We start from the raw sequence: 20,935 nt of genomic DNA on the forward strand, positions 1-20,935 counted from the left end.
CCCCACGACCAGTTGCGTGAGGGCGCTGCAGGGATGCCGCCGTGAGGTCACGGCCGAAGCTTTCAACGGCCGCCCCCTCACCCTGCCCGCTCCCTATGGGGGAGGGTTCCCGGCGCCTGATTTTTGCAGGGGCCTTGATTTGGCAAGCGGCACTCATGACGCCGCCTCCGCCCTTACCCGCTCGACCGCCTCGAGCACCCGCTCGGGCGTCGCGGGCGTGTCGAGACGCGGGCACACCCGGTGCCCGCCGACGCTGGCGACCGCGTCCGACAGTGCATGCAGCACGCTGATCGCCAGCATCAGCGGCGGCTCGCCGACAGCTTTCGAGCGGCCGATCGTCGGCTCGCGGTTGGGCGCATTCTCCAGCAAGTCCACATTGAAGATGCGCGGGCGGTCGGAAGCGACGGGGATCTTGTAGGTCGAGGGCGCATGCGTCTTGAGCCGGCCCTTCTCGTCCCAGACCAGTTCCTCGGTCGTCAGCCAGCCCATGCCCTGGATGAAGCCGCCTTCGATCTGGCCCCTGTCGATCGCCGGGTTCATCGAGGTCCCGCAATCATGCAGGATGTCGACGCGCTCGACCTTGTATTCGCCGGTCAGCGTGTCGATCGCGACCTCTGCAGCGGCTGCGCCATAGGCGAAATAGTAGAACGGATGGCCGCGCCCGGCCTTGCGGTCCCAGTGGATCTTCGGCGTCGCGTAGAAGCCGGTCGCCGAGAGCTGGACGCGAGCCATATAGGCCGCCGCGATCAGCTCTTTGAACGCGACCTCGCGCGCGCCGATGCGGATGCGGCCCGGCAGGAAGGCAATGTCGTCGGGCCGCTCCTGCCAGTGCTTGGCCGCGAAGGCGACGAGCCGCGCCTTGATCGTCTCGCAGGCGTCGAGCGCCGCCATGCCATTCAGGTCGGAGCCCGAGGACGCCGCGGTCGCAGATGTATTGGGCACCTTTCCCGTCGTGGTGGCGGTGATCTTGATCTGTTCGAGGTCGATGCCGAAGGACTGCGCCACCACCTGGGCGACCTTGATATAGAGCCCCTGGCCCATCTCGGTGCCGCCATGGTTCAGCGCCACCGTGCCGTCGGTATAGACATGCACAAGCGCGCCGGCCTGGTTGAACCAGGTTGCGGTGAAGGAGATGCCGAACTTGACCGGTGTCAGCGCGATGCCGCGCTTGACGATCGGGCTTGCGGCATTCGCCTCGCGGATCGCCATCTGCCGGGCGCGATAGTCGCAACGCCGCTCCAGCTCGGCGATGACGTCTCCGGCAATATTGTCCTCGACGGTCTGGTGATAGGGCGTGATATCGCGCCCCGCGTCGCCATAAAGGTTGAGGCGGCGGATTTCGAGCGGGTCTTTGCCGGTCGCGAAGGCGACCTCCTCGATGAAGCGCTCGGCCCCGACCATGCCCTGCGGGCCGCCAAAGCCCCGGAAGGCCGTGTTGGAGACCGTGTGCGTGCGCAGCGGCTCGGAGCGGGCGCGCACTGCCGGATAGAAATAGCAATTATCCATATGGAACAGCGCGCGGTCGGTGACCGGGCCCGACAGGTCGGCATTCCAGCCGCAGCGCGCGCCATAGACCGTGTCGACCGCGAGAATGCGCCCGTTATCGTCGAAGCCGATCTCGTAATCGCAGACGAAATCATGGCGTTTGCCGGTGATGACCATGTCGTCGTCGCGGTCTGGCCTGAGCTTCACCGGGCGCTTGAGCTTGCGGGCCGCCAGCGCCGCGACGCAGGCGAAGAGATTGGCCTGCGTCTCCTTGCCGCCGAAGCCCCCGCCCATGCGCCGGACCTCGACGGTGACGGCATGCGAGCCGACACCGAGCACGGCGGCGACCATGTGCTGGACCTCGGAAGGGTGCTGCGTCGAGGACAGCACCAGCATGTCCTGATCCTCGCCGGGAATGGCGAGCGCGATCTGGCCCTCCAGATAGAAATGGTCCTGTCCGCCGATCGCGATCGACCCCTTCAGGCGGCGCGGGCTGGCTGCCATGGCAGCAGCGACATCGCCGCGTTCGAGTTTCAGCGGGTCGGTGACGAGTTCGCCGCCCGCGGCGCGCGCCGCCGCGACGTCGAGAAGCGGCGCTGCCTCGTCATAGACCGCTTTGGCCAGCGCTGCCGCCTGCCTCGCTGCCTCGCGGGTCTCGGCGATGACCGCAAAGAGCGGCTGGCCGTGATGCAGGATCGCACCCGTGCTGAAGACCGGCTCGTCATGGCGATGGGTCGACGAGATGTCGTTGGCGCCGGGAATATCGGCCGCAGTCAGGACCGCGAGCACACCCGGCGCAACGCCAACGGGCTCCAGATCGAGCGAAAGTAGACGTCCATGCGCGATCTGCGCCAGGCCGAGATAGGCGTGGACGAGGCCTTCGGGGGCCGCGACATCGTCGATATACACAGCCTCGCCCGCGACATGTTTGGTCGCGGAATCATGGATGCGGGCCGTGCCGAGCGGCCCCGCGCTGGTCTCTTGATCCAACCGTTTGCGTGCGTCAGCCATGGGCTGCCTCCGCCAGCAGGCCCGCGACGCGGGTTTGGACCATCGGCTGCGTCGTTTCGATCAGGAAGCGCCGCAGCAGGTTTCCCGCGACCCGGAGCCGATACTCCGCCGAGGCGCGCATATCGCTGAGCGGGGTGAAATCGCGGGGCAGGGCGGCAATCGCCTCGTCGACGGCGGCCTCGTCCCATGTTTTTCCCAACAGCGCCGCCTCCGCAGCCTTCGCCCGTTTCGGGGTGCCGGCCATGCCGCCATAGGCGAGGCGCGCCTCGCTGATCCGGCCGTCGGCACCGCGCCGCAGGAAGAAAGCGCCGCAGATGGCCGAGATATCCTCGTCGAAGCGCTTCGAGATCTTCGAGACATGAAACAGCGCCTTAGCTGGCAGCCTTGGCACCAGCACGGCCTCGACAAACTCGCCCTTGCGCCGGTCCTGCTTGCGATAGTCGAGGAAGAAGTCTTCCAGCGGAAGCTCTCGCCGGACTATCGCAGCCGAGCCCTCATGCTGAGGAGCGATCGCAGATCGCGTCTCGAAGGATACATCAGAGCGCTCGGAACCCTCCTTCGAGACGCCGCTTTGCGGCTCCTCAGGATGAGGGCTGAGGGTTTGGCCGGAACGTGCCAGCACCAGCGTCGCCCCGAGCGCGATCAGCACCGGCGGCAGGTCGCCGATCGGCGAGCCATTGGCGATATTGCCGCCGATCGTGCCGGCATTGCGCACCTGCTCGCCGCCGAAACGGCGCATCAACTCGTCGATATGCGGCGAGAGGCCGGCCAGCGCCGCGCGGACATCGGCATGGTTCACCGTAGCGCCGATCCGCAGGTGATTGCCCTTGTCGCCTATCGTCCGCAGTTCCTCGATCCGCCCGAGATAGATCACGGGATCGAGCCGGCGCATGTCCTTGGTCACCCAAAGCCCGACATCGGTCGCGCCGGCGACAAGGGTCGCTTGCGGATGATCAAGCACAAGATCGGCAAGGGCTTCGATCGTCGCCGGAGCATGGAAGCGACCGTCCGGACCATCGAGTACAAGCGTCTCGCTGTCGCACAGATCGGCCAGTTGCTTCGCGACCCGCTCACGCTGGAGCGCGAAATGCTCCCGCTCGCCGGCATTCAGCCGATACATCCGCTGTGCCGCCGCGATGATCGGCTCATAGCCAGTGCAGCGGCAGAGATTGCCCGCCAGCGCATCCTCGATGCGCGCAATGCTTGGCGCATCCTCGTTCAGCCAGAGCGCGAACAGCGACATCACGAAGCCCGGTGTGCAGAATCCGCATTGCGAGCCATGGCAATCGACCATGGCCTGCTGCACCGGATGGAGCGTGCCGTCATCGCGCTTCAGATGCTCGACGGTCAGCAGATGGCAGCCGTCGAGTGTCGGCAGGAAGCGGATGCAGGCGTTGATCGCCTCATAGCGCAGCTGCCCGCGATCGAGCCTGCCGACGACCACGGTACAGGCTCCGCAATCGCCCTCGGCGCAGCCCTCCTTGCTGCCGGTCATGCGCTGGTCGAGGCGCAGCCAGTCGAGCACCGACAGCGTCGGATCGCAGGAAGCGATCTCGACCGGCCTGTCACCCAGGATGAAGCGCAGCGTCTCACGCATGGTGACAATGTCCTGGGACTGTTGCTCGGTGGGCTCCCGTCATCCTGGACAAGCTGCGTAGCAGCGCAGATCCGGGATCCATCGGAGGGCTCCGGAGCGTTACGATGGATCCCGGCGCTGCGCTGCGCTCCGGCCAGGATGACGGCGCAGATTGATGATCGCCTCGAACCAAAGACCATGGGCCAACGAAATTCATGCCCGCAGATTAGGCACGATCGAGGCTTGGCCGAAAGCTTTGATTTGGTGCAGATATGACCTGAATTTGAGCCGGAGCATCAGCTGTGAGCGAGACGAAAGCCATTCGTGCCCTGCGCGGCCGCCTGCTCTGGTTCGTGGATGATCCCGATGCGGCCGGCGACGCGGCGTATCGCTATATCGCGGATGGTCTGCTGGTCATGGCGGACGGGCTGATCGCGTCGGTGGGCGAGGCGGCGCAGTTGCTTGCCACGCTACCGCCGGGAGCCGAAATCGTCGACCACCGCCCGCATCTGATCATGCCCGGCTTTATCGACGCCCATATCCATATGCCGCAGACGCAAGTTGTCGCCTCCTATGGCGCGCAGCTGATGGATTGGCTGAACCGCTACACCTTCGTCGAGGAGCAGAAGCTCGCTCAGCAGGGCCATCCCGAGAAGCTGGCGCGCTTCTTCCTCGATGAATTGCTGGCGAACGGCACGACGACTGCGGCGGTGTATTGCTCGGTGCATCCGCAATCGGCGCAAGCCTTTTTCGCCGAATCCGAACGGCGCAACACCCGCATGGTCGCCGGCAAGGTGATGATGGATCGCAACGCCCCGGAGCCGCTGACCGATACCGCCGAGAGCAGCTACGCTGATTCGAAGGCATTGATCGCGCGCTGGCACGGCAAGGGCCGCCAGCTCTACGCGATCACACCCCGTTTCGCGGTGACCTCGACGCCGGAACAGCTCGCAGCGGCGGGCAGGCTGGCGGCGGAACATCCCGACTGCCATGTCCAGACCCATATCAACGAGAACCAGGCCGAGATCGCCTTCGCTTGCGAGCTCTATCTCAAGGCGGCCGATTATGCCGGCATCTATGAGGATTTCGGCCTGCTCGGCCCCAAGAGCCTGATGGGCCATTGCATCCACATGACCAAGCGCGAATGGCGCGCCTTCGCGCAGGCTGGCGCGGTGGCGGTGTTCTGCCCGACCTCGAACCTGTTCCTGGGCTCGGGGCTGTTCGATTGGGACCGCGCCAGGCGCGAGGGCGTGCGAGTCGCGGTCGCGACGGATATCGGCGGCGGCACCTCCTATTCGATGCTGCGGACGATGGCAGAGGCCTACAAGATCCTGCAGCTTCAGGGGCAGTCGCTCTCCGCCTTCGCGGCCTTGCACGCGATCACACGAGGCAATGCCGTTGCGCTCGGGCTCGACCATTGGGTCGGCTCGCTCGAGCCGGGCCATGAGGCCGATGTGGTTGTGCTCGATACGGCAGCGACCCGCGCGATGGCGCACCGGCTGGAGACGGTGCGCGATCTGGCCGAAGAGCTGTTCGTGCTGGTCACGCTCGGCGACGAGCGGAACGTGGCGGCGACCTATGTCGCGGGGGAGGCGATTGCCTCCCACTGACCGGCGTTTCCGTGAGCCACTACGTCATGGTCGGGCTTGTCCCGACCATCCACGTCTTCGTTTATCGAATGCGGTGTGCAAGACGTGGATGCTCGCCACAAGGGCGAGCATGACGTGGTGGGTCTGGGATCAATTCACCCGAGAACGCCACCTTTCCGCGCGAAGGCGATATAAATCTCACGCAGGCGCAGGGCGGTGGGTCCCGGCGCGCCGTTATGGATGGTGTGCCCGTCGATCGTGGTCACCGGCATGACCAGGCTGGTCGCCGAGGTGATGAAGGCTTCCTCGGCGTCGAGCGCTTCTTCGAGCGTGAATTCGCGTTCTTCGAAGGTGAAGCCGGATTCCGCGAGGAAGGCGAGCACCGCCTTGCGCGTGATCCCCGGCAGCACCTTGTTCGAGAGTGGCCGCGAGATCAGCGTCTTGCCCTTGACGATCCAGGCGGTGGAGGAGGCGCCCTCGGTGACAACACCGTCCTCGATCAGCCAGGCCTCCTGCGCGCCGCTCTCGGCAGCGAACTGCTTGGCAAGCACGGGCGCGAGCAGGTTGACGCTCTTGATGTCGCGCCGGGCCCAGCGCAGATCCGGCGTGGTGACGACCTTGATGCCGGTCTTCGCACCCGGCGCATCGACGAAGCTGCGGGCCTGGGTGAACATCACCAGCGTCGGCGCGACATCCTTGGGAAAGGCGAAGTCGCGGTCGGAGGCGCCGCGCGAGACCTGCAGATAGATGCCGCCCTCGTCGAGTTCATTGCGCTTGATAAGTTCCTCGTGAACGGCGACGAGTTCCGCCTTGGACCAGGGCAGCGCGAGGCGGATTTCGCCGCAGGAGCGTTCCAGCCGGGCCAGATGCGCCTCGCAATCGACGAGCTTTCCGCCGATGACCGCCGAGACCTCGTAGATGCCGTCGCCGAAGATGAAGCCGCGGTCGAAGATCGAAATCTTGGCGTCTTCTTCCGGGAGGTAGGCGCCATTGACGTAGACAATACGGCTCATCGCTGCGGTCTCGCTGGTTCAGGGAGAAGCGCCGTTTCTAGCGGACGCATCGGCGAGAGGCGAGCGCCAAAGCGGGGTGCGGATCGGCGTCTCACGCAAGGCGGGCGCATGTCGGCGCTGTCCTTGATCGAGCCTCAGGGCTTCAGGCTGAGAAACCTTGTCGGGATAGCGCCGCGCAAATTCTGCTCGAAGCCGACCAGCTTCGGCGAGACCAGATTCTTGGTGGTGTAGTACATCAGCGGAATCCAGGGCGTTTCCATCGCCAATATGCTGTCGGCCTCACGCAGGATGGCGGCACGCTTGCCCAGATCGATCTCGTCGGCAGCCTGTTTCAGCAGCGCGTCGAACCTTGGATTGTCATATCGGCCGGCGTTGAAGCTCTTGTTGTCGCTCTGGAACAGGAAAAGAAAGTTCTGCGGGTCGGAATAGTCGCCGATCCAGCCATAGCGCGCGACGTCGAAATCGCGGCCCGAATGCAGCAGGCCGAAATGGGTGCTGTTGTCGGTGTTGACCAGCGTCGTCTCGACGCCGACGGCTTTCCATTGGTCGGCGATGGCGACCATCGTGCCCCGGTTGTTTTCGGTGGTGTTGTAGCGCAGTTCCAGCCGGAGCGGCACGCCGGGCCCGAAGCCGGCGGCGGCCAGCAGCTTGCGGGCTTCGTCCTCGCGGTCGAGAATCGATGCGTTCTTGAAATCCGCCTCGGCGCGCTCGCCATAATTGCCGATATGCGGCGGGATCATGCCATAGGCCGGCAGCATCGTGCCGGCCCAGATCCTATCGGCGATGAACTCCCGGTCTATCGCCAGCGAGAGCGCCCGGCGCACGCGGACATCGTCGAACGGGCGCTTCGCGGTGTTGAGGATCAGGAAATAGGTGCCGAGATAGGGCGCGACCTTGACCTGATCTCCCAGCTTTTCGCGCAGCTGTTTGATCTGATCGACCGATATGTCGGTGGTGAGATGCAGCTCGCCGGCCTGGAAGCGCCGCGCCGCTGCCACGAGATCGGAGGAGGGATAGTAGATCGCCGTGTCGATCTTGACGGCTGCCGCGTCGTGGAAGGCCTTGTTCCTGTCCAGCCGGATATGGGAGTTCGGCACGTCCTCCTTGAGCACATAGGCGCCATTCGAGACCCAGTTTTCGGGCCTGACGAAATCCCTGCCGAGTTTTTCAACGGAGGCCGGATGCACCGGCAAGGCCAGTTGATGCGTCAGCAATTCCAGGAAATAGGGGGTCGGCCGCTCCAGCGTGATTTCGAGGTTGCGTGCGTCGAGCGCCTTGACGCCGAGCTCGTCGACGCCTGCGCCCTCCGAGGCCTTGTTGATCTTCTCGGCGTTCAGGATCGGGTAGAAGAGGGCCGCATATTTCGCGCCTGTTTCCGGATTGATCATCCGCTTCAGCGAGAAGGCGAAATCGGCTGCCGTGACCGGATCGCCGTTCGACCATTTTCCGTTGGCCCGGAGCGTGAAACGGTAGGTCTTGCCGTCCGGGCTCATCGTCCAGCTCTCGGCGGCGCCGGGGATGACCTCGCCCTTCATGCTGTGGATGACCAGCCCCTCCGACAGGTCGCGCAGCAGATGCGCCTCCGACACCGTCGAGCTTTTATGGGCGTCCAATGTCTCGGGGTCGGCGTCGTTGCCGCGATGGAACACGACCTGCGCCATGGCGGTTGCCGCGCTCGAAAGGGCGAGCAGCGTGGCAAATGCCCACGTTACGGCCCGGCGTCTTGCGTCGAACATGGAGGCCTCCGCTTCGCGACGGGAATCGCTACGAGGCGATGCCCGGCAGATGAAGTAGAGCCCGTGTTTCAGCGCCTGCCAAGGCGTAATGACGCGTGGAGCCGGTCATTCTTGCGTGCGGCTACCATGCCTCTTCTGGCGCTTCATTCCGGCAGCATCGACTGGTCGTTCTCGAAGGCAATGCTGCAGTCCGTTGCGGCCTTCGCACAATCGCGCAGCGCGCGTTCCTTGGCGAGGTCGAGCGAGCCGCTGCCGAACCAGTAATTGAACTGCTTGCGGCTCCGGCTGAGCGCCATCGCCTTTTCGCCGGGCGCGGCGAAGTAGCGCTCGAAGGCCTCGGCACGAGTCGAGAGCCCGAGATCGGCATAGATCTTTCGGGCGCGCAGCGGCGACCAGGTCGGTAGGTTCCAGGCGCGCAGCGATGCATCCATCTCGCGCAGCCAGACAAAGCGCGCTTGCCCATTGCGAAAGATCAGATGCCCCGTGGGCTTGATCTCGGGCAGCTCGACGAAGCGGATATTGCCTCCGCCATCGAGTGCGGCCGCGCGCATGCGGTCGACCAGAGAGGGCGGAAACAGTTCGTCGTTTTTGGCGTAGATCCAGAGCTGGGGCGGCGCGCCGGGCTTTTGCCAGCTCTTGACCACGTCGACGAGCGCATCGCGCGCCGTCTCGACGCAATCCTCGATATTCAAGCCGCCGGCGACATTGACGACGCCGCGCAGGCCCGCCGGTTTCCTTTGGGCCAAAGCCAGCACGGCCGCGCCGCCGGCGGATTCGCCGATTGCGATGACGCGGTCGGGATCGACATCGTCGCGAAGCTGCAATGTCTTGAGAGCGCCTTCGAGTTCGTCTGCATCCGTATTGAATCGCGCGGAGAAGTCGAGATTCGCGCAGGAGGTCGAGGCCGGGAAGGGGCCGTCCGACTGGCCGAAACCGCGCCGCATCACGACGACGGCGAGCCAGCCGCGCCGCGCGAGGTCGCGGGCGACCGTCGCATAGGATGAGGCCCGCAGGTCGCCCATGCTGATGCTGCTCGACGATTTGCCATGCGTGATCAAGGCCAGCGGCAAACGGCCTATCGCGGTTTCCGGCCTGACCACCAGGGCTTCGAGCCTGACATCGCGCTGGTCGAGCTTGATGCGCAGGAACGTATCCTCCTGCCGCAGGGGCTCCTGAGCCTGCGCGCCATAGAAAGGCACGAAAAGCAGTGCCAGGATCGCGATCCGCGCAAACATCCGGGCAACAGGCATCGCGACCTCCTTGGCGCGCTCAGGAGGATCGCGGGACGGCCGGGCCGGCCGCGCTGACGATCGTCATGGCGTCGCCGACGCCGCCCGCTCCTGCGCCTCCACCACCGCGACCGCCGTCATGTTGACGACGCCGCGCGCCGTGACCGAGCCGGTGAGGATATGCACGGGCTTGGCCGCGCCGATCAGGATCGGCCCGACCGGCAGCGCATCCGCCAGCACCTTGGCGAACTGATAGGCGATGTTGGCGGCGTCGAGATTGGGGAAGATCAGCACGTTCGCCACGCCCTTCAGCGTGGACGAAGGCAGCACCCGGTCGCGTATCAAGGGCAGAAGAGCGGTATCGGCCTCCATCTCGCCATCGCATTCCAGATCCGGGGCGCGCTCGCGGATGAGCGCCAGCGCCTTGCGCATCTTGAGCGAGGAGGGCGTGTCGGCCGCCCCGAAATCCGAATGCGAGAGCAGCGCGATCTTGGGTTCGATGCCGAAGCGAGCGACATGGCTGGCCGCCAGCACGGTCATGTCGGCGATTTCCTCGGCTGTCGGATTGTCCTTGATATGGGTGTCGGCGAGGAAGAACGCGCCCTTGTTGGTGATGATCAGGGTCATCGCCGAGATGTCGCAGACGCCTGGCGCGAGGCCGATGATGTCCTTGATGTGTCGCAGCCGCGACAGGAAGCGCCCCTCCAGCCCGGTGATCATGCTGTCGGCTTCGCCACGCACCACCGCCAGCGCCGCGATCACTGTATTGTTGGTGCGCACCAGCGAGCGCGCGGCCTCGGGCGTGACGCCGCGGCGGCCGGCGATGTCGAGATAGGTCTGGACGTAGTCGCGATAGCGCGGATCGTCCTCCGGATTGATCACCTCGAAATCGACGCCGGGGCGGATCGACAGGCCGAAGCGCTGGATACGCGCCTCGATCACGCTGGGCCGGCCGATCAGGATCGGAATGGCGAGCCCTTCTTCCAGCGCAATCTGGGCGGCGCGCAGCACGCGCTCATCCTCGCCCTCGGCGTAGATCACGCGCTTGGGGTCGGCCTTCGCCTGGGCGAAAAGCGGCTTCATGATGAAACCCGAGCGGAAGACGAAGCGCGACAGATCCTCGCGATAGGCCTCGATATCGACCAGCGGCTTGCGGGCGACGCCGGTCGCCATGGCGGCTTCCGCGACTGCCGGAGCAATGCGCAGGATCAGGCGGGGGTCGAACGGGTTCGGGATCAGCGAGGTCGCGCCGAAGGTCGAGGCCTCGCCGCCATAGGCGCGCGCCGCAATGTCGGAGGTCGCCTCGCGGGCCAAAGCCGCGATGGCGCGCACGGCTGCGAGCTTCATCGCCTCGTTGATCGTCGTCGCCTGAACATCGAGCGCGCCCCGGAAGATATAGGGGAAGCACAGAACGTTGTTGACCTGGTTGGGATAGTCCGACCGTCCCGTGCAGATCATTGCGTCCGGGCGCACTGCCAGCGCGTCCTCCGGGGTGATCTCGGGATTGGGGTTTGCCAGCGCCAGGATCAGCGGCTTGGGGCCCATGCGCTTGGCCATCTCCGGCTTCAGCACGCCGGCCGCCGACAGGCCGAGGAAGACGTCGGCGTTCTCGATTACGTCGTTCAGCGTGCGGGCATCGGTCTCCTGCGCATAGACCTCCTTCCAGCGGTCCATCAGGGTGTTGCGGCCCTTGTGGACGACGCCTTCGAGGTCGGTGACCCAGATATTGGAGCGGGAGGCGCCGAGCTCGACCAGCAGGTTGAGGCAGGCCAGCGCCGCCGCGCCGGCGCCCGAGACGACGATCTTGACGTCGCCGATCTTCTTGGCCGCAAGGTCGAGCCCGTTCAGGATCGCAGCGGAGACGATGATCGCTGTGCCGTGCTGATCGTCATGGAAGACCGGGATCTGCATCCGGGCCTTGAGCTGCTCCTCGATCTCGAAGCATTCGGGGCCCTTGATGTCCTCGAGATTGATGCCGCCGAAAGTCGGCTCCAGCGCCGCGACGACCTCGACGAATTTCTCGATGTTCTTCTGCTCGACCTCGATGTCGAAACAGTCGATCCCGGCGAATTTCTTGAAGAGGACGGCCTTGCCCTCCATCACCGGCTTGGAGGCGAGGGGGCCGATGTCACCAAGGCCAAGCACGGCCGTGCCGTTCGTGATGACGGCGACGAGGTTCTGCCGCGAGGTCAGTTCTGCAGCCTGTCCGGGATCGTCGACGATCGCCTCGCAGGCGGCAGCGACGCCGGGCGAATAGGCGAGCGCGAGATCGCGCTGGTTGCCGAGCGGCTTGGTCGCCTGAATCTCGATCTTACCGGGCTTGGGCAGGCGGTGGTAGACGAGCGCGCCCGAGCGGAGATCGTTGGACAAGGTGCTCTTCATCGCGTGCGTGCTCCCGACTCTGGCGCGTTGCGCCCATTCCGAGCCGAGGTCGCGCGGAAAGGGCAGCGGCGTCAAGCATCGGCGCGGCAACAATCATTCGTTCGCAACGAAAAGGCGCCACGCGACGTCGCCTCACCGGCACAGCTCGGCAGAGTCCGGCGCGCTGCCCCGTATCAAGGTGAGCCCGCGCGAGAACGTGGTTAATGAAATGATAAAATAGATGAGCACGTAACCCGATGAAGCGATTCAGGCTTTGAGGTTGAATCGATACATTAAGGGCGGCCCGTCGCGAGGCATGCGCGCGCAGCGCGAGGCTCGCGCTCGGGCCCGCAGAGAGAACGCCTCAGAACGCCTTGAAGGTGATGATCGTGTGCGTGTCGGCGATCTCGGGGATCGACTGCACCTTCTGTGCGACGAAATGGCCGATGTCGACATCGGCAGCGACATGGAATTTCGCCAGGATGTCGTAATTGCCGGCGGTCGAGTAGATCTCCGAGGCGATCTCGCGATCAGCCAGTTCGCTGGCGACCTCATAGGTCTTGCCGAGCTTGCATTTGATCTCGACGAAGAAGGTCTGCATCGCGCGCTCCGAAACTCTCTGCGTTCTCGATAGAGCCTCCTGCGCCGGAAGATCAAGCGCCCGCGAGCGCGGCGATCCTGCGGGTCATGGCGCTCTGCGGGTCGGGAAGCGAGGCGAGCACGGTGAAATGGTTCGCGCCGGCGATCTCCTCATAGCGCGTCTGCACGCCCGACAGCCCCCAGACATCGGTGATGCGGCGGCTTTGCTTGAGGTATTCGTCGCTCTCGGTCCCGCCGACGACGGCATCCATCACAAGCCGTGAAGGCGCCGGCCAGAACAGCGGGCTTTCCCGTTCCGCCTCCTCGAAGGTCAGCCGCAGTGCGGTATTGATGCTGGTCTCGGTCAGCGGCTTCAGATTGTAGAGCCCGGAGATGCCGTAGGCCGCCGGAACCAGATGTTCAGGCAAATCGGGTTCGACATTCGACCAGTCGGTGGCAAGCAGGCAGGCGGCCAGATGGCCTCCGGCCGAATGCCCGGTCGCGACCACCGGCAGGTTGAAGCGCTGCCAGAGCGCAGCCGCCGCCTGCTGCAGCTCCCAGACGATATGGCCAAGCTCGACCTGCGGGCACAGATCGTATCCCACGACCGCGACGGGAACGCCGAGCTGGTTGAGCCCGCGTGCCATATGCGAGAAAAACCCGCGATCGAGCGCCTGCCAGTAGCCGCCATGGATGAAGAGCGCGATGGCATTGCTCTTGACGTTTTCGGGCTTGAACAGGTCGTAGCGCTGCCGTTCGCTGTCGCCATAGGAGACGCCAAGCTCGCAATTTGCCTCTGCGCGGTAGGCGGCCGCATCGCTTGCCCAGCCGGCGATGATGCCGGGATGTTCGGGAACGCGGGCGCGGTTGTTATATTCGGTCTCGTAGTCCGGTGACATTCCTGGCTCCGGCTGGCCCGTGCGAAGCGCGGGCAAACATCTTGAATGGCAGTGACGCGCAGTTTGCGCCATGGCTTTTGACAGGTCGAGCGCCGAGCGCCAAAAGGCAGCGCGTTCGACGTATAGTCATCGGAGCTGGAGACAGACATGGAAAATCCCGTTCTCGCCGAGGTGACGCGTGGCAACACCGTCGAATCGCGCCATCGTGGCGCGGCGATCGTGCTCGATGCCGATGGCGGCGTGGTGTTTTCCGTCGGGGATGTCGAACGGCCGGTCTTCCCGCGTTCGGCGGTCAAGGCGATCCAGGGATTGCCGCTGTTCGAGAGCGGCGCTGCCGATCGCTATGGCCTCAGCGAGCCCGAGATCGCGCTTGCCGTATCCTCACATTCCGGCGAGCCTGAACATGCCGAAACCTCGCTCGCCATGCTCAGGAAGGCCGGCCGCGATGCCGGCTGCCTGGAATGCGGCACGCAATGGCCGATGGGCGAGGCGGCGGCCCGCGCCATGGCCAAGGCCGGGCAGGAGCCGAGCGCGCTCAACAACAACTGCTCCGGCAAACATGCCGGCTTCGTCTGCCTCGCCTGCGGCCTCGACGAGGACCCCGCCGGCTATGTGAAGGCCGGACATGCGGTGCAGCAGGCGGTGCGCGGTGCACTGGAGGAGGTCACGGGCGCGGCCCATTCGTCCGAGCGCATGGGCATCGACGGCTGCTCGATCCCTTCCTATGCCGTGCCGCTGAGCGCGCTCGCGCTCGGCTTCGCCCGTTTCGGCACGGGACATGGTTTCGGCCCCGAGCGCGCCAAAGCGGCTGCACGCATCCGCAAGGCCGTCGCGGCGCACCCCTTCATGGTGGCGGGCACCGGACGCTTCGATACGCGCGCTATGGAGCAACTCGGCGCGCGTCTCTTCACCAAGACGGGTGCGGAAGGCGTCTATTGCGGCGCGTTGCCCGAACTAGGCTACGGCATCGCGCTCAAATGCGACGATGGCGCCGGCCGGGCGGCGGAGATCGCGATGGCTGCGCTGATCGCACGCTTCCTGCCGATGAGCGAAGCCGAAGCGCAAGCGTTTGCACCCCTGCGCGAGAACATCCTGAAAAACTGGAACGGCGTCGAGGTTGGCCGGGTGCGCGCAGCCGCGTTCTGAGTCCGCTTTAGCCGCCCCGCTCGGCAATGCGCTAGCGGCCGACGCCATCGCCCGGGCGGGAACGTCGCGGGCGATGCTTGCTGTCGCGCGCTTCCTCCCTTCGATCAATGGTCGGCCCTGTCGCCGCTCCAGGCGAGCGGTTGCGTCGATTCGTCAGTGACGTAGCGGAAAAAACAGACCTTCATGTAAAACCTTGCCATATGCGGGATAGTGTTCTTTATATTTTAATATTTTTAACCGATCTTATTTCAACAGTCAGGAGAGCAATTATTAAATTGAAACATATAGTGTATTTGAAATACAAGACGGGATTCCATAGCAGATGTATTCCTCGGTGCGTTCGCGGTTTTATTTCACTTTCGGCAATTTTATGCGTTGCCGGCGCGGTGGGGTCCTCTTGCTTTTCGCCGGCGCGTTGATGCTGCTGCTGCTCGCCGTGGGCTGCGTCATCGATTTCGCTCGGCTGTCCGCGGCGAGAACGACGGCTCAGGCCGCGGCCGACGCGGGAGCGCTGGCTGCAGCGCAGGCGAATTCCGAGAGTCAAGCCGTCATGAGCAAGGCGGCGGAAGATTTCGTCCGCGCCAATACTACCGGCATGGTCTCGGCATCGGCGTCCTTCAAGAAATTGACGTATACTCCGGCGACGAACGACATCACCGTTGTGGTCGAAGGCGCTGCACGCACCTCGATCATGAGTATCGTCAATATTTGGTCGCTTCCGTTCTCCGTCACGGCGAGCGCGACGCGCAACCCTGTCGGATCCACGGAGGTCGTCCTCGTTCTCGACAATACCTGGTCAATGTCCGGCTCGAAACTGGACGCTCTGAAGAAATCCGCCAGTTCGCTCGTCGCTACCTTGAAGAAGGATCCGAAATCCGACGTGAGAATCGGTCTCGTGCCCTATGCCGACTACGTCAATGTCGGCGTAGGCAACCGCAACAGATCCTGGATCTCCGTCGTTCCCGACTACCAGAAAACCATTGGGGGAGCGTGCGAGACGGTTGCGGAAACATGCACGGAAAGCTGCTCGCGCGGACCTGCCCAGACCTGTACGCGCGTCGTCGATGGCGTTACGGAGCGCTATGACTGCACGCCGAAAGTCTGCGGCCAGAAAATCTGCACGCCGATCACGCCGGTGGAGCAGTGCGCGAAGAGTTCGATCAGGTATTTTAAGTGGTATGGCTGCGTCTATTCGCGCAATATCGGAGATCTGCGTCTCAGCGACGGGCAGCCCGACGTTCCCTATAAGTGGAAACCGAGGCTTGACTGGGCTCAGGTCTGCCCCAATCCGATCGTGCCTCTCACGGACTCGCTTTCCACCGTCACCTCGGCGATCAACAGCATGGTCGTCAACATTGGTGGTTACCGTCCCGAAACCTATATTCCCGCGGGGATGATCTGGGGCGTCAACGTCCTCTCGCCCGGCGAACCCTTCTCGGACGGCAAGGCCTACGACCCGGACAACAGGAAGCCGAGAAAGGCGCTCGTGCTTATGACGGACGGCACCAATACCATGCGCTACGAGGCATCGGATGGTAGCCATTTGCCGACCACGAAAACCTCCGATATCGCGCAGACCTACGCTGACATGCTCGCCATCTGCAACTACGCGAAACAGAAGAAGATAGATGTCTTTACCGTTTCCTTCGCGGTCGCCGACGAGCAGGCGAAGGCCGCGATGCAGAATTGCTCGTCGGGCGCGGGCTTCGCCTTCAACGCCGATAACGAGCAGGCGCTCACCGAAGCATTCAAAAACATCGCAGGCTCCCTGTCGAAAATCCGCCTGACGCGCTGAGGGACGAACCGCGCGTTTTGCCTCCGGCAATCGCATTGTTCTCCACCCTGCCGCTGATCGGCCTCGCATCGGCTGCCGTCGAACGAGCGCGCATGCCGATCATCTGCCGGCTGGTGCGGGCCGAGCGACGAGGATTGAGCAAAAGCGTGTTCACTGCACCGCGTTGTTCTCGACCCTGACCCCGGCCGCTCGTGCATCGGCGGCTTTGGTCAAATCTCCGGTCACGATCTTCCCATACTCGGTGCCGAGCACGGCGCCCTTCAGCGCCTCGGCGATGACGTTGTTGGCGATCAGGGTGTTGCGCTCCTTAGGCACCAGCGACACGGAGATGCCGATCCCGGTCTTGCGCACCATGTTGCCGGTGGCAACGAGGTTGCGCATGCCCCAGGACCAACCGAGCGAGATGCCGATCTCGCTGGCGTTCTCGATGACGTTGCCGGTCACCGTGGCTTCCGCCTCGACATGCACGCCGATGCCGCCGACCGGCCCCTTGCCCTTGGGGGCAAGGCCCTTCTGGGCGTTGCGGATGATGTTGTTGGCGAAGACCGAGAGCCGGCCGCCAAGGTCGAAATTGGTGATGTCGGCGCCCTGCGCGCAATCCTCGACGAGGTTGTTGGCGATGATCGCGCCCTCGAAGGCGAATTCGCTGTAGAGCGCGACCTCGCCGCAGCGCCGACCCTGATTGCCGAGGATCTGCACGCCCGAGCCGGAATTGTTGCGGATGAAGGTCAGCGCGCAATCGCGCAGGGTGTTGCCCTCGATGATGACCCCGCCGGCCTTGTAAAGGCTGATGCCGTTGCCGTTGGGGCCGTCGCCGCCGGCGTCCGAGCGAATGCGGTTGATGCGGTTGCTGCGCACGATCGACTGATCGTCTCCCGGCTGGCTGCGCCAGAGCTGGATGCCGTTATTGCCGCAATCCTCGACCTGGTTCTGCTCGATCGAGACGCCGCGCGAGTCCAGCGAGAACAGCGCGGAGTCTCGCATGCTGCGGAAGCGGTTCAATTGGATGCGACCGGCCGTGCGGCCCAGCACCAGGCCGACGGAGCCGGCATTGGCGAATTCGCAATCGCTCACGCTGAAATCGAGGACCTCCTCGGCGCTGACGAGCCCGCTCTTCTGGGTGGCTGGGATGTCAAGACCATCGAGCGACAGTCCGGAGAGCGAGGCCCGCTTGATCCGGCGTGCGAGCAGCATCGGTCCGCCCTGCGCCGTGACGAATTGCGTCGCGCCGGGAACGCCGATCAGACGCGCGCCTTCGGGCAGGATGACATTGGCGATCCTGTAGCGGCCGGGCGCGACGACGAGCGGTGCATCGCGCTTGGCGGCTTCACCGAGCGCATTCTGCAACTGGCGCGACTGGTCGTCCGTAGAGCCGGGACGCAGGCCGAACTGGGCCGCTTCCAGGCCGAATTGCCCAAGCGCACGCGCTTGGGCCTGCCCCGGCGCAGACAACAGCGGAACCGCGCCTGTGCCAAAAAGGGCCGCCGCCAGCAGCGAGCGCCTGGAAAGAGCCATGGAATCCTCCGTGATCGCCTGACGCTTCAAGCCGCATGCCGCGCCGGCCCGTGTCACCACGGGACGGCCTTAGCGTCCGGCGCGCGCCATTGTCCGGCCTATCGCCGCCAAGCTGCTCGCGAGAACCTGCATATCCGGCCTGAACGTCGCAACGCGATGCTTCGGCCGCACGCCCGCGTGAGGCCGCAGCCAGGGCACATGCACGAACAGGACAGACGTGTCGCTGCCTCTGGTTTGCGCCAGCACGGCGGCATAGCTGGCATCGCATAGATAGCGCCCCGCCGAAGGGGAGAGGTGGGCGCGGATGCCGCGTTGCCTGAGAGCCGCGAGCGCACCTTGCGCATTGGCTGTCGTCCTGCTGGGCAAAGCGGGCAGCGCCTTGCGTGCCTTCGGCGTTTCGCCCGTTGCGTCGGGATGAAGCGGGCTGGCATGCCCACGTGCGAAAAGCTCGACGCGGACGAAGCGGGCGCGGGCTGCAAGCCCGAGCATCAGGACGGCCTTTGGCTGCGCTGTCGCCAGATGCTCCCGCAGGGCGGGCAAGCCGGCGCAATAGCTGGTCTCGAGGACGAGCGCCCCAGCATTCAACCCGGAGCGGGCCAGGCGCGAGGCGACGGCGCGGGCCAGCCTTGCCGTCGGGTTGACCCGCACATGCGGGAAGGGGCCGAAGCCGGTGATCAGGATGTCCATCGCGCCAGCATCCCTCGTCAAAGCCCCAGCGCTTTCGCGATTTCCTCGGCCGCGAGCGTTGCCGTCAACTCGCCTGCCGCCACGGCACGCTCAAGCTCGGGCGTGCGCGCCTTCAGGGCGGGATCGTGCCGGAGTTTGGCCTGCAGCCTGTCCTGCACCATCGCCCACATCCATTTGACGTCCTGCCGGCGGCGGCGCTCCGCGATCAGCCCCTTGGCTTCGTGCCGGGCATGATGATCCATGATCTTCGTCCAGAGCGCATCGAGACCTTCGCCCGTCAGCCCCGAGATCGTCACCACCGGCGTCGACCACAGGGCCGATGCGGGCGCCAGGATGTGCAGCGCTGCCCTGTATTGCGCGGCAGCGGCGCGTGCGGCATTCGCCCCGTTGCCGTCAGCCTTGTTGACGGCAATCATGTCGGCCAGCTCGATGATCCCCTTCTTGATGCCTTGCAGCTCGTCGCCGGCATTGGGCAGCATCAGCACCAGGAAGAAGTCGGTGAGATCAGCGACGGCCGTCTCGGACTGCCCGACGCCGACTGTCTCGACCAGGATGATGTCGAAGCCCGCCGCCTCGCAAAGCAGCATGGTCTCGCGCGTCTTGGCGGCGACCCCGCCCAGGGTGCCCGAGGAAGGCGAGGGCCGGATATAGGCGTTGGGATCAACCGCCAGACGGGCCATGCGGGTCTTGTCGCCGAGGATCGAGCCGCCGGTGCGGCTCGATGACGGGTCTACGGCCAGCACGGCGACCTTGTGGCCCTTGGCGGTGAGATAGGTGCCGAGCGCATCGATCGCCGTCGACTTGCCGACGCCGGGCACGCCGGTGATGCCGACGCGCAGCGCACCACCCGTTCGCGGCAACAGCCGCTGGATCAGGGCCTGCGCCTGCTCGCGATGGTCGGCGCGGCGGGATTCCGCAAGCGTGATGGCGCGCGCCAGAGCTGCCCGCTCACCGGCGAGAATCGCGTCGTCCAGCGTAGCGGGAGGGGCGGTGACATCAGTCATATCGCCAAGTAGCAAGGCTTCCGGCCGCGCGACAAGGCTTCGTCTCGCTCATCCAGAGTTTCCCGCGATCTCCGCGTGCACCGGTAATTCATCACTGTGTCACGGAAGCATCTTGATCATCGCTGCCTTGGATGAGACCAGTTCGACATGATGTGCGCGGCGTTGCGGCTTCGGCTGTTTGGATTGGTTCTGGTCGCACCGTTGGCGCTTGGCGCATGCGGCACGCCGCGGACATTGCTGGTCACTTCGGCCCAGAAGGCTGACATCGCCGGCAGGGTCGAGGTCTTCGTCGCAACGACGCGCCAAACCTCGAATGAGCCGCAATATTTCAGCGGCGAGCGCGCGCCCCGTCTGGCTTTCGCGAAGCTCGAGGTCACCGTCCCGCGCGACCATAAGCCCGGTGAGCTGGAACTGCCCGACAGCGGCGCGACCGATCCCGCGCGCCATTTCGCGGTCACCTCGGTCAAGCGCCTCGATCTTGCGCCGGTTGTTGCCGAGGTCCGCAGGGAGATCCTGGCGCGCCCGGCCTCGGAGCGAGACGTCCTCGTCTTCGTCCATGGCTACAACACGAATTTCGCGGATGCGGTCTATCGCTTCGCCCAGATCGTCTATGATTCAGGCTTCAAGGGCGTGCCGGTGCTGTTCACCTGGCCTTCGCGCGGCGAGCTCCTGCAATACCCCTATGATCGCGAAAGCGCGTTCTACTCGCGCGATTTCCTCGAAGCCAACCTGCGCGCGATCTCCCGCGATCTCGGCACGACGCGGATCGACGTTCTCGCGCATTCGATGGGCACGTTCCTGACGCTGGAGGCGCTGCGCCAGGCCTCGATCCGCGGCGACGGCACCTTCGGAGGCAAGCTTCGCGATGTCATCCTGGCTGCGCCCGATGTCGATCTCGACGTCTTCAAGACGCAGATGCGCGAGATCAAGCGGCCGGTGACGGTCTTTGTTTCGGCCGACGACAAGGCGCTCGAATTCTCGCGCCGCTTCGCCGGGGACAAGACGCGGCTTGGCGCGATCTCCGCCAAGGACACCGAGATCGTCACCGATCTGTCGAAGCTCGGCGCGACGATCATCGACCTGTCGGAGATATCGAGCAGCGATTCCCTCAATCATGCCAAATTCGCAGCCTCGCCCAAGGTCGTGCAGCTGATCGGCCGCCGCCTGCAGGCCGACAAGGGCATCGCCACCGCCGGACCGCGCTTCGGCGACAAGCTCGGCGACATTGCCGGCGGCCTCGTGGGTACGGTCGGCTCGACCGTCGATCTGGTGGTCACCGCGCCCGGCGCCGTCATCGGCCGCTGAGGCTC

General features: G+C 64.9%; 15 protein-coding genes. 4 read left to right on the forward strand and 11 right to left on the reverse strand.

Going from position 1 to position 20,935, the window contains the following annotated elements; translation table 11 throughout:
• Positions 1-153: 153 nt before the first annotated feature.
• Positions 154-2,496: a xanthine dehydrogenase molybdopterin binding subunit gene (gene xdhB / locus C4S73_RS04080; RefSeq protein ID WP_103871131.1), complete on the reverse strand. Its 2,343-nt coding sequence runs from the start codon at positions 2,494-2,496 to the stop codon at positions 154-156.
• Positions 2,489-4,093, reverse strand: a complete 1,605-nt coding sequence (locus C4S73_RS28435; RefSeq protein WP_200827908.1) for a xanthine dehydrogenase small subunit — start codon at positions 4,091-4,093, stop codon at positions 2,489-2,491. The genes xdhB and C4S73_RS28435 overlap by 8 nt, the downstream gene beginning before the upstream one ends.
• Positions 4,094-4,374: 281 nt before the next feature.
• On the opposite strand from C4S73_RS28435, the gene guaD reads away from it, so the two are divergent.
• Positions 4,375-5,682, forward strand: a complete 1,308-nt coding sequence (gene guaD, locus C4S73_RS04090) for a guanine deaminase (protein WP_103871132.1) — start codon at positions 4,375-4,377, stop codon at positions 5,680-5,682.
• Positions 5,683-5,816: 134 nt separating this feature from the next.
• On the opposite strand, the gene C4S73_RS04095 is transcribed toward guaD, so the two are convergent.
• The 6 genes from C4S73_RS04095 to C4S73_RS04120 form a co-directional block, all read right to left on the reverse strand.
• Entirely contained in the window at positions 5,817-6,674 is an 858-nt protein-coding gene (locus tag C4S73_RS04095) for a D-amino-acid transaminase (protein ID WP_103871133.1), read from the reverse strand.
• Between the two features lie 134 nt (positions 6,675-6,808).
• Positions 6,809-8,410, reverse strand: a complete 1,602-nt coding sequence (locus C4S73_RS04100; protein WP_103871134.1) for a peptide ABC transporter substrate-binding protein — start codon at positions 8,408-8,410, stop codon at positions 6,809-6,811.
• A 143-nt stretch (positions 8,411-8,553) separates the two neighbouring features.
• Positions 8,554-9,660 carry an alpha/beta fold hydrolase gene (locus C4S73_RS04105; protein ID WP_103871135.1) on the reverse strand — a complete coding sequence of 369 codons (1,107 nt, stop codon included), beginning with the start codon at positions 9,658-9,660 and terminating at the stop codon, positions 8,554-8,556.
• 63 nt (positions 9,661-9,723) lie between these two features.
• Entirely contained in the window at positions 9,724-12,021 is a 2,298-nt protein-coding gene (locus tag C4S73_RS04110; RefSeq protein WP_103871297.1) for an NADP-dependent malic enzyme, read from the reverse strand.
• Between the two features lie 343 nt (positions 12,022-12,364).
• Positions 12,365-12,601, reverse strand: coding sequence for an Lrp/AsnC ligand binding domain-containing protein (locus C4S73_RS04115; protein WP_038361355.1), 237 nt, complete (start codon positions 12,599-12,601; stop codon positions 12,365-12,367).
• Between the two features lie 52 nt (positions 12,602-12,653).
• Positions 12,654-13,478, reverse strand: coding sequence for an alpha/beta hydrolase (locus C4S73_RS04120; protein ID WP_103871136.1), 825 nt, complete (start codon positions 13,476-13,478; stop codon positions 12,654-12,656).
• Positions 13,479-13,625: 147 nt separating this feature from the next.
• Between C4S73_RS04120 and C4S73_RS04125 the strand changes: the two genes are divergently transcribed.
• A complete protein-coding gene (locus C4S73_RS04125) occupies positions 13,626-14,624 on the forward strand; it encodes an asparaginase (RefSeq protein ID WP_103871137.1) in 999 nt (332 codons plus the stop codon).
• 322 nt (positions 14,625-14,946) lie between these two features.
• Positions 14,947-16,419 (forward strand): vWA domain-containing protein, encoded by a 1,473-nt coding sequence (locus tag C4S73_RS04130; RefSeq protein WP_103871138.1) that lies wholly within the window; start codon positions 14,947-14,949, stop codon positions 16,417-16,419.
• 150 nt (positions 16,420-16,569) lie between these two features.
• Here C4S73_RS04130 and C4S73_RS04135 read toward each other — a convergent pair whose 3' ends face one another.
• The 3 genes from C4S73_RS04135 to meaB all read right to left on the reverse strand — a co-directional run bounded on the left by C4S73_RS04135 (position 16,570) and on the right by meaB (position 19,625).
• A complete protein-coding gene (locus C4S73_RS04135) occupies positions 16,570-17,934 on the reverse strand; it encodes a TIGR03808 family TAT-translocated repetitive protein (RefSeq protein ID WP_146071270.1) in 1,365 nt (454 codons plus the stop codon).
• Between the two features lie 69 nt (positions 17,935-18,003).
• Positions 18,004-18,621, reverse strand: a complete 618-nt coding sequence (locus tag C4S73_RS04140; RefSeq protein WP_103871140.1) for a pyroglutamyl-peptidase I — start codon at positions 18,619-18,621, stop codon at positions 18,004-18,006.
• Positions 18,622-18,638: 17 nt separating this feature from the next.
• Complete coding sequence (meaB, locus tag C4S73_RS04145) at positions 18,639-19,625, reverse strand: methylmalonyl Co-A mutase-associated GTPase MeaB (RefSeq protein ID WP_103871141.1); 987 nt, start codon at positions 19,623-19,625, stop codon at positions 18,639-18,641.
• A 147-nt stretch (positions 19,626-19,772) separates the two neighbouring features.
• On the opposite strand from meaB, the gene C4S73_RS04150 reads away from it, so the two are divergent.
• The gene (locus tag C4S73_RS04150) at positions 19,773-20,930 is read left to right on the forward strand and encodes an alpha/beta hydrolase (protein ID WP_103871142.1); all 1,158 of its coding nucleotides are present in this window, start codon (positions 19,773-19,775) and stop codon (positions 20,928-20,930) included.
• The last annotated feature ends 5 nt before the right edge of the window (positions 20,931-20,935 follow it).

Source organism: Allobosea lathyri (assembly GCF_900108245.1).
Classification (GTDB): Bacteria; Pseudomonadota; Alphaproteobacteria; order Rhizobiales; family Beijerinckiaceae; genus Allobosea; species Allobosea lathyri.